The sequence below is a fragment of the Polynucleobacter sp. 35-46-11 genome (genome assembly GCF_002281105.1).
The window spans coordinates 22,440-35,077 of sequence record NZ_NCFJ01000001.1; the positions used below are offsets into that span (position 1 = coordinate 22,440).

The 12,638-nt window shown below is 46.2% G+C and carries 12 protein-coding genes; 11 read left to right on the forward strand and 1 reads right to left on the reverse strand.

Annotation, left to right across the window (positions count from 1 at the left end):
- Positions 1-22: 22 nt before the first annotated feature.
- Positions 23-931, forward strand: a complete 909-nt coding sequence (locus B7Y67_RS00120; RefSeq protein ID WP_293596732.1) for a complex I NDUFA9 subunit family protein — start codon at positions 23-25, stop codon at positions 929-931.
- Positions 932-935: 4 nt separating this feature from the next.
- The gene (locus B7Y67_RS00125; protein ID WP_293596733.1) at positions 936-2,075 is read left to right on the forward strand and encodes a polynucleotide adenylyltransferase; all 1,140 of its coding nucleotides are present in this window, start codon (positions 936-938) and stop codon (positions 2,073-2,075) included.
- 4 nt (positions 2,076-2,079) lie between these two features.
- Here B7Y67_RS00125 and B7Y67_RS00130 read toward each other — a convergent pair whose 3' ends face one another.
- Positions 2,080-3,267 (reverse strand): SAM-dependent methyltransferase, encoded by a 1,188-nt coding sequence (locus B7Y67_RS00130; RefSeq protein WP_293596734.1) that lies wholly within the window; start codon positions 3,265-3,267, stop codon positions 2,080-2,082.
- A gap of 25 nt (positions 3,268-3,292) precedes the next feature.
- Here B7Y67_RS00130 and B7Y67_RS00135 point away from each other — a divergent pair, with 25 nt between their 5' ends.
- The 9 genes from B7Y67_RS00135 to B7Y67_RS00175 all read left to right on the forward strand — a co-directional run bounded on the left by B7Y67_RS00135 (position 3,293) and on the right by B7Y67_RS00175 (position 12,510).
- On the forward strand, positions 3,293-4,114 hold the full coding sequence (locus tag B7Y67_RS00135) for an SDR family oxidoreductase (protein ID WP_293596735.1): 822 nt from the start codon (positions 3,293-3,295) through the stop codon (positions 4,112-4,114).
- A 45-nt stretch (positions 4,115-4,159) separates the two neighbouring features.
- On the forward strand, positions 4,160-4,555 hold the full coding sequence (locus B7Y67_RS00140) for a dihydroneopterin aldolase (RefSeq protein ID WP_293596736.1): 396 nt from the start codon (positions 4,160-4,162) through the stop codon (positions 4,553-4,555).
- A gap of 28 nt (positions 4,556-4,583) precedes the next feature.
- A complete protein-coding gene (ttcA, locus tag B7Y67_RS00145; RefSeq protein ID WP_293596737.1) occupies positions 4,584-5,492 on the forward strand; it encodes a tRNA 2-thiocytidine(32) synthetase TtcA in 909 nt (302 codons plus the stop codon).
- Positions 5,489-6,964: a bifunctional UDP-N-acetylglucosamine diphosphorylase/glucosamine-1-phosphate N-acetyltransferase GlmU gene (gene glmU, locus B7Y67_RS00150; protein ID WP_293596738.1), complete on the forward strand. Its 1,476-nt coding sequence runs from the start codon at positions 5,489-5,491 to the stop codon at positions 6,962-6,964. Before ttcA ends, glmU begins: the two co-directional genes overlap by 4 nt.
- Positions 6,964-8,796, forward strand: a complete 1,833-nt coding sequence (gene glmS / locus B7Y67_RS00155) for a glutamine--fructose-6-phosphate transaminase (isomerizing) (RefSeq protein WP_293596739.1) — start codon at positions 6,964-6,966, stop codon at positions 8,794-8,796. Before glmU ends, glmS begins: the two co-directional genes overlap by 1 nt.
- A gap of 159 nt (positions 8,797-8,955) precedes the next feature.
- Positions 8,956-9,387: a MarR family winged helix-turn-helix transcriptional regulator gene (locus B7Y67_RS00160; protein ID WP_293596740.1), complete on the forward strand. Its 432-nt coding sequence runs from the start codon at positions 8,956-8,958 to the stop codon at positions 9,385-9,387.
- On the forward strand, positions 9,380-9,937 hold the full coding sequence (locus B7Y67_RS00165) for a flavodoxin family protein (RefSeq protein WP_293596741.1): 558 nt from the start codon (positions 9,380-9,382) through the stop codon (positions 9,935-9,937). The genes B7Y67_RS00160 and B7Y67_RS00165 overlap by 8 nt, the downstream gene beginning before the upstream one ends.
- Before the next feature lie 30 nt (positions 9,938-9,967).
- Positions 9,968-10,831, forward strand: coding sequence for a pirin family protein (locus B7Y67_RS00170; RefSeq protein ID WP_293596742.1), 864 nt, complete (start codon positions 9,968-9,970; stop codon positions 10,829-10,831).
- 143 nt (positions 10,832-10,974) lie between these two features.
- Positions 10,975-12,510 (forward strand): efflux transporter outer membrane subunit, encoded by a 1,536-nt coding sequence (locus tag B7Y67_RS00175; protein WP_293596743.1) that lies wholly within the window; start codon positions 10,975-10,977, stop codon positions 12,508-12,510.
- Positions 12,511-12,638 lie beyond the last annotated feature (128 nt).

Consider the following 12,638-nt stretch of genomic DNA (forward strand, 5'->3'; position numbering starts at 1 on the left):
ATTTCAACTACATTGGAATTTTATGAAATATGACATTCTGCTAATTGGCGGTAACGGTTTTGTAGGCAGAGTTTTGGCTGCCCAGTTGCAAGCAGAAGGCTACTCCGTTCTACTGCCTACTAGGCACTTAGCATCTGCACGTGAATTGCGCATGCTACCGAAAGTACACTTAGAGGATGCTGATGTACACGAGTTTGATTCTTTGCAAGAGCTTTGTTCGCGAATCAAGCCTGGTGGCGTAGTCATTAATTTAGTTGGCGTGTTACATGACAAGCCTGCTCAGCCTTATGGCAAAGTGTTTAAAGCGGCTCACGTGGAGCTCCCAAAAAATATCATGACTGCTATGCAGTTGCATGGTCTTAAGCGTTACCTGCATATGAGTGCATTGGGTGCAGACTCAAATGGTCCATCGATGTATCAGCGTAGTAAAGGTGATGGCGAGGCTGCAGTCAAAGCCAGCAACCTCGATTGGACTATTTTTAGGCCTTCAGTGATTTTTGGCGCTCAAGATCAATTTATTAATTTGTTTTCCAAATTAACGAAATTATTTCCAGCAATGCCTCTGGCAAACTCTGGAGCGCAGTTTCAGCCAGTGAGCGTAGATGATGTGGCCAGTGCATTTACCAAGTCTCTGAAAATGCCATCGGCCATTCATCAATCTTATGATTTGGTGGGTCCTACTGTTTACACCATGAAAGAAATTGTGGAATTTGCTGCGCATAAGGCCAACACAAAATGCGTCATTATTCCTGTACCTACTTTTGTTGGTTACCTTCAGGCCTTGGCTTTTGAGTACCTGCCAGTTCCGACTTTAATGTCGCGGGACAATATTGCTTCAATGCAGGTGCCAAACATCTTGCCGCTGAATGGCGAAGATGCCCTGACTAAAGTATTTGGTATTAGTCGTCGCACCCTAGAAGGCATGAAATAAGCCCATGAAGATCTACGCTGTTGGTGGCGCCATTCGGGACACCCTGATGGGTTTGCCAGTGCACGACATTGATTATGTAGTGGTTGGTTCAAGTGTAGAAGAGATGATTGCCCAGGGATATCGTCCAGTGGGTAAAGATTTTCCAGTGTTCTTGCATCCAGAGACTCAAGCTGAATATGCCTTAGCTCGAACTGAGCGTAAAACCGGCAAGGGATATAAAGGCTTTATGTTTTACGCTGACCCGACTGTCACGCTAGAGCAGGACTTAGAGCGTCGCGATTTGACCATCAATGCAATGGCCCAAGAGGTGAGCGCTGATGGAGAATGGGTGGGGCCTATTTTGGATCCCTATAACGGTCAGCAAGATTTAGCAGCCAGGATATTTCGACACGTGTCCGATGCGTTTGCAGAGGATCCTTTACGCTTATTGCGCATTGCCCGTTTTGCAGCACGCTTCCCGGAGTTCGCGGTAGCGCCAGAAAGCATGGCTGCTTTGCAGGCCATTGTTCAATCGAATGAATTATCAGCGCTCTCAGCTGAGAGAATTTGGCAAGAGTTGGCTAGAGGTTTTACTGCCAGCAAGCCCATGCGAATGTTTCAGGTCTTGCTCGATTCTGATGCAGCTAAGGTATTACTGCCGGCATCATTGACATCTTCTTTGGCTCAAGAAGAATTCCGCGATCAGCTCATTGCACATTTGCATGCAGCAGATAATCGCCTAGAAGATCGCTGCGCTGTGACACTCATGCATTTGCCTGCTAGAGAAATTCGTTCATGGGCAGAGTGCGTCAAGATGCCAAATGAAGTCCGTGATTTCAGTGAATTATTTAGTGAGCTCAATGCACTCATCGAGAAATCGGTTAACGATGTAGGCGCTAACTATCAGCCTGCAGATATATTGGCTTGGTTTAATCGTGCAGACGTTTGGCGTAAGCCTGACCGTGGAAATGCTTTGTTAGGTTTGGCAAATCATATTGGCTTGAATGTCAGCGCTTTAATTTCGGCAATGCAAAATTCTCAATCGCTCAACACGGCCGAAATTATCGAAGGTGTTCCGGCAGAGGAGCGATCTAACGGTGAAAGAATTCGTAGTGCAGTAGATGCTGCTAGACTCGTAGCTATTACTATGGCCGTAGCCATCTAAAAGCTTACAGTCGATTTCTGCCTCGAAAGCCTGGTAAGTCTTCTAAGACGTGGTTTGGCAATACGTCAGATAGTTTCTTTGAGAATGCAAAGACCTTAAAGAGCTCGCCCATCTCCGCTTCGGACAATATTTTTTGCAGTGAGTTCGAAATGGGTAAGAAAGTTTCCGGGTTGCTGGGGTTGCCAATCTCTAATGCAATATCTCCAATACCCGCATCAAGTAAGTAGCTTGCTTGATTGCTGAGATAGACATCATCCACCCCTTCTTCGAGTGCACTGCGTGCAATCTGTGACCATTCCACATGGGTTGTTAAATCACAAAGCCCCGGGAGATGAAATGGATCTTGAATGGCATGATGGCGATGATGCGCCATGAGTGTACCTTCAAGGCGTTGCGCGTGGTAGTACTCGCTCTCCGGAAATCCATAATCAAATGTGAGGAAGAGTCCGGTATCGAGATGCTTGGCTACATGGTGCATCCAGGCATTTGCAGGCACATGTAATTCTGTAACGTAGCCTTCAGAAAAGTTTCCAGTTAGCAGGGCCTCTGGAAGTAGAGACTGCTCAACGGGCTTTCCTGTCGACCAAGCAAGCTTACCGTCAATTACAGCGACCCCTTGTTGATACCAAAAGCCATTTTGAGAAATGATGGCGTCACAAGGAATCGCATCAATTACCTCATTGGCCAGGACAACACCTTTGAACTTGCTGGGTAAAGAACTTAACCAATTGCATTGAGTAGGTAAGGCTAGCTTCCCCGTAAGTTGCTGGAGGCGATCTTCTTGTCTTTGAGCTAGGTCTGGCGAGATCTCGATAATGTCGTAGCGATCTAAGGAAAATCCCAGATCGTGCAGTCGGGTGAGAATGGATTCGGCTAACTTGCCGGTGCCGGCACCAAACTCCAGAATCTGGGTGGGGAGCCCTTGAGCCTGAAGTCCCTCAAGAATGGGTAGAAGCGTTTCCACAATAGCTGCACCAAATAAGGAGGAGAGCTCAGGTGCGGTCGTGAAATCACCGCCAGCACCTAATTTATGAGCTCCAGCACTGTAATAGCCCATTCCAGGTTCATAGAGGGCCATTTCCATATACCTTGAAAAGGGTATCCAGCCGCCTTTGGAGGCGATTTCAGCCATTATTTTTTGGCTAAGAAGCTCGGTATGAGCCTTTTCAAGGCTGGTCAAGGTAATATCCATAGCTCGCTAGTCTAAGAGAATTTAAGTGAACTTGAGTTCAAACCCATCACCTCAGCAAAATAAAGCGGTTTTAGTGACCGGCGCTGCCAAGCGCCTTGGTCGTGAAATTGCCTTGGAATTTGCTCGTCAGGGCTGGGATGTGGCAGTTCACTATGGCCGCTCTGAATCCGATGCTCAAGTCACTGTAGCTGAGATTCAGAAGCTGGGGCGTAAGGCCGTGGCATTTAAGGCTGACCTCGCTAGCGAACTAGAAATTACTTCTCTGTTTACCGCAGTTGTAGCTGAGTTCAGTAATTTGCAATGTCTAGTTAATAGCGCTTCGATCTTTGAATACGATCGCGCTAATTCTGGGGCGCCCTTGAGTGGTAAAAGTTTGCGAGACCATATGCAGGTGAATTTAGCCGCACCCATATTACTTTCTCAGTTGATGTTTGAGTATCAAAAGAGTCAGACAAAGAAAGCAGACGAGAGTGATTTATCTATCCCTTCGGTGATCCAGCTGCTCGATCAAAAATTAATTAATCTCAATCCAGATTATTTGTCTTACACATTATCTAAGGCTGCACTGCTCACTTCGATTGACGTACTTGCTGTGGATTTTGCTCCGCACTTGAGAGTGATTGGTTTGGCTCCTGGCATTACGCTGACTTCGGGCGATCAAACTGAATCCGGTTTTACCAAGGCGCATCAAATGACGCCCTTGGGTAAGTCATCAACACCAAGCGATATTGCAAAAGCAGCAGTATTTTTGGCAAGCTCGAATGCAATTACAGGCACCACCTTATATGTAGATGGCGGACAGCATCTTTTACCATCATCACGCGATGTGATGTTTAAGACAAGTTAAGAATTTAATACAGAATCAAAAGTTAAAAAGAGCTAATACAAATTTATGCATGCCATTCTTTCTCATCCAGCACTTGCTGATTGCCGCCGCTTATTTCTGCGTGACTATGAAATCTATATCAATATTGGCGTTCATGATTTTGAGAAAAAGGCTGAGCAGCGCGTTATTCTCAATGTAGATCTCTATATTCCACTGAATATGAACACCCCTTCTCAGGATTTATTGGAAGAAGTGGTTGATTATGACTTTATGCGTGAGACCATTAAGGCGCGGTCTTCCCAGGGTCATATTCATTTACAAGAAACCTTCTGCGATGACATCGTTGCCGCGATGCTCTTGCATCCCAAGGTCATTGCTGCTCGTGTTAGTACGGCAAAGCCAGATGTTTATCCAGATTGTCACTCCGTTGGTGTTGAGGTATTTCGGATGAAGCAGGCTTAAAGAAAATTCAGAAAAGAATTCAGTTGCCATGAGTGATGTCCGCAAAGTCGTTTTCGAAGAAAATAAGCTAGAGAAAAAGCTATGTCGTTTAGTGGGTCAAGCGATTGGTGACTTTGGCATGATCGAAGATGGTGACAAGGTGATGGTTTGCTTGTCAGGCGGTAAAGATAGTTACGCCATGCTTGATATTCTTTTGAAGTTACGCGAGCGCGCCCCGATTGATTTTGAAATCGTTGCGGTTAATTTAGATCAGAAGCAACCAGGATTTCCGGCAGAAATTTTGCCGAACTATTTAAAGGCTTTAGGTGTTCAGTACCACATTGAAAACCAAGATACCTATAGCATTGTTAAGCGTGTAATTCCAGAAGGTAAAACTACCTGTGGCCTTTGCTCTCGATTACGTCGTGGAATTTTATATCGCGTGGCAGACGAGCTGGGTGCAACCAAGATTGCCTTGGGCCACCACCGTGATGACATCTTAGAAACGCTGATGCTAAATATGTTCTTTGCCGGCAAGCTCAAAGGCATGCCACCAAAGTTGCGATCTGATGACGGTAAGCATATTGTGATTCGTCCTCTCGCATACGTTCCTGAAAAGTTGCTTGAACGATATGCGGTGGATATGAACTTCCCGATTATTCCGTGCAATCTGTGCGGTAGTCAGCCAAATTTGCAGCGTGGCGCTATGAAAGAGATGTTGCGTGAGTGGGAGAAAAAGCACCCAGGGCGCGTTGAGAATCTCTTTCGCTCAATGCACCACATCGTGCCGTCCCATTTAATGGATAGTGAGGCCTTTGATTTTAAGAATCTTGAGATTTCTACAGAACTGTCAGGTATTGCCGCAAGATCTGCTGGCGATAAGGCAATTGATGAGACAGAAATTGATGAAATTGCCTGTGGAACGCTTATTCAGGGGTCTTATAATCCCTCCTTATGAACATCGTTATTTTGGCTGCTGGGCAGGGAAAGCGGATGAAGTCCGCCTTACCCAAGGTTCTTCAAACCTTGGCCGGGAAGCCACTGCTCCAGCACGTTCTCAATACAGCCCTAGAGCTACAAGGTAAGGGTGCTAAAACTGGACCTATAGTCGTAGTTGGGCATGGCGCGGCTGATGTAAAGCAATTTCTTCAGGTTGCCAGCGAACAAGATTCTCGATTTGGCAAAGTGGGCACCGCATTGCAGGCCGAGCAAAAAGGAACGGGCCACGCTTTATTGCAAGCCTTGCCTAAGCTAGATGTGAATGAACCTACTTTGGTTCTCTATGGTGATGTGCCCCTGACAAGTAAGAAAACGCTCTCTAAATTGGCTAAATTGGCTGATGGTGTGCGTGGTAAAGATTCTGCGTTAGCGCTTCTAACTCAAAACCTCAACAATCCAAAAGGCTATGGTCGTATCGTGCGCGACATTGATGGGTCGGTAAAAGAGATTGTTGAAGAAAAAGATGCTTCGCCTGAGCAAAAGCGTATTCAAGAAATCAATACCGGCATCATGGTGCTGCCAACTAACTCACTTAAGAAGTGGTTGAAGTCTTTGCGTGCCAGCAATGCCCAGGGTGAATATTATTTAACTGATGTGATTGCAATGGCAGTGAAAGATGGCGTACCTATTCGCACTGCACAAGCAGATGCCGAATATGAGACCGTTGGTGTTAATAGTCGCGATCAGTTGGCTTCGTTGGAGCGAGTGCATCAACTTAATCAAGCGAATGCCTTAATGGATGCCGGCGTTTCTTTGGCTGATCCAGCGCGCATCGATATCCGCGGAACTCTGGAGTGCGGTACTGATGTCTTTATTGATGTGGGTTGTGTATTTGAAGGTTGCGTTACTTTAGCTGCAGGCACAAAAGTGGGTCCGTACTGCATTATTCGCAATAGCGTGATTGCTAAGAATGTCACCATTCACCCATACAGCCATATCGACGGAGCTCAGGTTGGGGCAAATTCACTAATTGGGCCATACGCACGTTTACGACCTGGCGCAGAATTATCTAATGATGTACATATTGGCAACTTTGTCGAAGTGAAGAACAGCAAGATTGCCGCCAATAGCAAAGCCAATCACCTGGCCTATGTTGGTGATTCCATTGTGGGCTCTAGAGTCAATATCGGTGCAGGCACGATTACTTGTAACTACGATGGTGTGAATAAGCACCAAACCATCATTGAGGACGATGTCTTTATTGGTTCGGATACTCAGTTGGTTGCCCCAGTGCGCGTTGGCCGTGGTGCGACTTTAGGCGCGGGAACCACCCTGACTAAAGATGCGCCCCCAAATCAGCTAACTGTCTCTAGGGCCAAGCAAATCTCTTTACAGTGGCAGCGCCCAGTAAAGCAAGCAAAAAAAACAGCAGCTAAGAAAGTCGTTGAAAGAAAAGTAGCCAGTAAAAAACCCGCTAAGGCTAAAAAATAATGTGTGGAATCGTTGGCGCAGCTTCGCGTAAGAATATTGTTGAAGTGTTGATTGAAGGTTTGCGCCGTCTTGAGTACCGTGGCTATGATTCTTGTGGCTTTGCGGTAATCAATGGTGATGATGCCAAGCATCTGATTGAACGTGCTCGCACTACTGCTCGTGTTTCTGAGTTGGCGGAGCAGGGTAAAGATTTTCATGGCACACTAGGAATTGCGCATACTCGCTGGGCAACTCACGGTAAGCCAGATACGCAAAATGCACATCCGCATATTTCTGGTGGATTAATTGCGGTTGTTCACAACGGCATTATTGAAAACTATGAATCACTTCGCACTGAGCTGAAGTCTGTGGGTTATGTATTTGCTTCAGAAACTGATACCGAAGTCATTGCGCATTTGATTCATCAAGCTTACGTAGCTAGCAATCAAGCAGATTTGGTTGCGTCAGTCCGTTCGGTTTTGCCGCGCCTTCACGGTGCTTATGCGATTGGCGTGATTGCACAAGATCGTCCAGATGTTTTGGTTGGGGCGCGTGCTGGTTCCCCATTGGTTGTTGCTCTTGGTAAAAATGAAAACTTTCTCGCATCGGATGCGTTAGCGCTTGCTGGTCGAGCGCACTCCATGATGTATTTGGAAGAGGGTGATGTTGCCATTTTGAAGGCTGATGGAGTTGAGATCATTGATCATGCGGGAAAGACAACGCAGCGAGAGCAAAAGCCCATGCCTGCTCAGGCTGACTCAGTTGATCTAGGGCCTTATCAGCATTACATGCAAAAAGAGATTTTTGAGCAGCCCAGAGCAATTGGTGACACGCTTGCCAACATTGCTAGCTTTGGGCCAGAACTCTTTAATGCTGACCCTGAACAGTGGAAAAAGTTTGATCAAATTTTGATCCTGGCTTGCGGCACCAGCTACTACTCTGCCTGTGTAGCAAAATATTGGCTAGAGGACTTAGCAGGCATCCCGACCCAGGTTGAGATTGCTAGTGAATATCGCTATCGCACAACCGTTCCTAATCCGAATACACTAATTGTGGTGGTCTCTCAGTCTGGTGAGACTGCCGATACTTTAGCGGCATTACGTCATGCGCAAGCGTTAGGGCATCAATACACTCTTGCGATTTGTAACGTGGCGTCTAGTGCCATGGTTCGTGAAACTAATTGGAATTTCTTAACTAAGGCTGGTACCGAGATTGGCGTGGCTTCTACCAAAGCCTTCACTACTCAATTAGTTGCGCTCTATCTGTTGGCTGTTTCATTGGCCAAGCGCGCGGGCAAGGTGAGCCCTGAACAAGAAAAAGAGCTCTTGCGTGATTTGCGCCATTTGCCAAAAGCTTTGCATGCAGTGTTAGCGCTTGAGCCGCAGATTATGGCTTGGAGCACTGCATTTGCTAAATGTGAAAACGCTTTATTCTTAGGGCGCGGTATGCACTACCCGATTGCTCTTGAAGGCGCACTTAAGTTAAAAGAGATTTCATATATTCATGCTGAAGCCTACCCAGCGGGTGAGTTAAAACATGGACCGCTCGCCTTGGTTACTGAAAAGATGCCAGTGGTTACAGTAGCCCCTAAAGATGACTTGCTGGAAAAGCTCAAATCCAATATGCAGGAAGTAAAAGCCCGCGGTGGAAAGCTTTATGTTTTTGCGGACCTGGATACCGAGATCACTAGTAGCGAGGGTATTAACGTGATTCGTTTGCCTGAGCACTACGGTAATCTATCTCCAATTCTGCATGTAGTTCCGCTTCAACTCTTGGCTTATCACACAGCCTGTGCCCTGGGTACTGATGTTGATAAGCCACGCAACCTCGCAAAGAGCGTTACGGTCGAGTAATTCCTCTTGGGGTGGATTTAACCCAAAACTCTTAGTGGGATTTTTAAACCTGGCGGAAGCCAATCCGCAGGGTTTATGTCCTTTAATTTTGTAAGGCCTTGCAATTAGTACTAACTAGTACTAAAATAGTACGTATACAGACTAAATTAAGGTTTTTAAATGAATCACCTATCGCTCGTTAAGGAATTGGTTCAGGCATATCAGGCATTTGAAGTGCATTCTGCGGCGCATATCAAAGAGATGGGTTTAACCACCACTCAGTTCGATATCGTTGCGACCTTGGGTAACCAGCCGCCGATGACTTGTAAGGAGTTGGGTGAGAAGACGCTAGTCTCCAAAGGCACGATGACAGGCGTTCTTGAGCGCCTAGAAGCTAAAGGGTTCATAGAAAAGTTTATGAATATTGAGGATGGTCGAAGTTACAAGATCGGCCTCTCAAAATCGGGCGACAAGTTATTTAAGAAAGTATTTCCAGAGCATGTTGAGTATCTCAGTAAAGCCTTCGGAAAGCTCAGCAAGAAAGAGTTAGAACAAGCGGTAATGGTTTTAAAAGAAGTTAAAACAATTTTTCAAAGGAAAGATCATGACTAAAGTAGCTGTTGTATTTCACAGTGGTTATGGCCACACAGTTAAACAAGCTGAAGCGCTCGCTAAAGGTGCTAATGGCACCTTAGTAGCAATTGATGCCGAAGGCAATATCACTGATGCGCAGTGGGAAACCTTAAACACTGCTGATGCCATCGTATTCGGTTCGCCAACCTATATGGGTACAGTGAGCTGGCAGTTCAAGAAATTTGCTGATGCCAGTTCTAAGCAATGGTTTTCACAGCAGTGGAAAGATAAAGTATTTGGTGGCTTCACAAATTCTGCCACCATGAACGGTGATAAGCATTCCACCCTCCATTACTTCTTCACTCTAGCAATGCAGCATTCAGGCATCTGGGTTGGTACTGGTTTGATGCCTTCAAATTCCAAGGCAGCTAAGCGTGATGATGTGAATTATGTAGGCTCATCTGCTGGCGCAATGATGCAGACACCTTCAGATGCAAGTGCTGATGAAGTGAATGCGGGCGACCTAGAAACCGCACGTCTCTATGGTGAGCGTATTGCGAAGATAGCTGGCATACTAAAAACGAAGTAAGAATCGGCAATAGAGACGATTGGGGGGATGATGAAAAAACTCATTGGGATACAAGGCAATGATCGAGGTCACTGGGTAGGTGATGGCTTCCCGGTGCGCACCCTGTTCTTCTATCAAGATCTGGGCAAGCAAATGAGTCCATTCTTGATATTGGACTACGCAGGTCCAGCAGAGTTCCCCCAAACAACTGAGCGTAAAGGCGTGGGCTCACATCCTCATCGCGGTTTTGAAACGGTCACGATCGTGTATGAAGGTGAAGTTGCACACAAGGATTCCACCGGTCAGGGTGGCGTGATTGGTCCCGGTGATGTGCAGTGGATGACTGCTGGCTCTGGCATCTTGCATGAAGAGTTTCATTCTGAAGACTTTGCCAAAAATGGCGGAACTTTGGAGATGGTGCAGTTGTGGGTAAATCTGCCCGCAAAACTCAAAATGACTGAGCCAGGCTATCAGGCAATTTTGGATAAACAGATTCCTGCGATTGCTTTGAGGAAGGGGGCAGGACAAGCACGCATCATTGCTGGAGAGTTTGATGGCCATATAGGGCCAGCCAATACCTTTACCCCTCTCAATGTGATTGACCTGAAGTTGAAGAAGGATTCGACAAGTATTCCTGTACCTGAGGGCTGGAATACTTCACTGGTTGTGCTCAAGGGTGCCATTGAGGCTGGTGATGGTGTGGTGGCTAAAGATGCTCTGATGTTGATGTTTAGTAATCAGGGCCAAGATATTCAAGTCAATGTGCTGGAAGACTCTATTGCCTTGCTGCTGAGTGGCGAACCTATTAATGAGCCTATCGTTGGATACGGTCCATTTGTTATGAACAGCAAGGAAGAGATTGCTCAGGCAATGCAGGATTTCAATAGCGGAAGCTTTGGCAGAATTACCCATTAAAAATCAAAAGTACCAAAATTCCATTTGACTTCTTTGTTTGGCTGTGTATAAGAAAATAACCAATTATATCAATATGTTACAAAAAATAACTGGTAAAAGTGTGTTCTAATAGCTGGTGAAGAAAAGGATATTTGTCACAGTTCATGCACGGCTTCAAAGATTTCTCTGGTTTGCGATTGGTTCCGCTTATTTTTGCGGGATTTCTTTCTGCATGCGCGGTGGGCCCAGACTTCAAGCAGCCTGATGCTCCAAATACATCTAGATATACAGAAAACACCCTTTCAAAGAAGTTAGCTACCGCACCTGGGGTACCAGGTGGAACTGATCAAGAGTTTATTGAAGGCGCTGATATTGAGGCTCAGTGGTGGGAGTTATTCAAATCGCCAGAGCTTGATGTATTGATTAAAAAAGCTTTGCAGCAAAATCCGAATTTAGGTGCAGCAGATGCTGCACTACGCGCTAGTCAGGAAAATGTCAGTGCGCAAATTGGTGGACAGTACTTCCCGGCGATAGGTTTAAATGGCGGCGTTGCTCGGCAGTTGCAGCCTTCTGCTATTTATGGCCTGCCTTATGGCTCCGATACCTACAACCTCTATAACGCTTCTGTAAATGTCACTTATAAGCTCGATGTTTTTGGTGGTGCGCGCCGCGCTGTTGAGGGTGCGAGAGCGCAAGCGGAGATTGCACAGTTTCAGCTAGAAGGCGCATACCTTTCCTTGACTGCCAATATTGTGACTAGCGCTGTGCGTGAAGCTGCTCTGCGTGCGCAAATGCAAGCCACAGAAGAAATTCTGAAAGCGCAAACGAATTTAGCTGAAGTAACAGAGAAGCAATTAGTGATTGGTACAGTTTCTCGAGTGGATGTGACATCGCAAAGAACTTTGGTTTCTAACTCGCAAGTAGATTTATTTACCTACGAACGCAATCTATCTTTTGCACGCAATCAGTTGGCAGTGTTGGTTGGTGAGTTACCCAGTAATGCCAACATCACTAAATTTGATTTGAAGTCTTTGCATTTACCAGAGAAGCTGCCGCTCTCCGTGCCATCAAGCTTAGTGCGCCAGCGCCCAGATGTCCGTGCAGCAGAGGCACAACTCAAGGCTACCAATGCTTTGGTGGGTGTAGCCACTGCAAATTTATTGCCACAATTTAATATCACTGGCGCAATTGGATCGGCAGCATTAACTAGTGCAGCTCTGTTTGGGCCGAACGCGACGCTATGGTCGATTGCTGGCGGTATCTTTCAGCCACTCTTTCAGGGCGGGCAACTATTAGCGCAACGCCGTGGCGCCATGGCTAATTACGAACAAGCTGTATATCAATACCAAGCAACTGTACTCAAGGCATTTCAAGAGGTAGCTGATGCATTGCGTGCTTTAGAGACTGGTGCCCAAGCATTGAAGTCTGCATCAGATGCAGAGCGCTACGCTTATGAAACTTTAGAGTTGGTACAGCAGCAATACAAGCTAGGGACTGCAAGTTATTTGGCTGTTCTCTATTATCAAAATCAATACCAAATTGCTAAAGTCAAATCGGTTTCTGCGCAAGCAACCCGGTTCTCTGATACAGCGGCATTATTTGCAGCACTAGGCGGTGGCTGGTGGAATCGTACCGGCCCAGCCTTTCAACCAAAAGCCATAGCGAACAAAGATCAAAATGAAACTTCTGGAAACAATTAAAACCAAAGTAACTGCAGCAGTGCTTGCCTTGTGGGCTTGGGTATGTGCTAAGGCGATCGAGTGGAAACTTCGCGAGAAGATCATTGCACTTTGGGAAAAGGCAAAAGGTGTATGGGTACGCTTGCGTG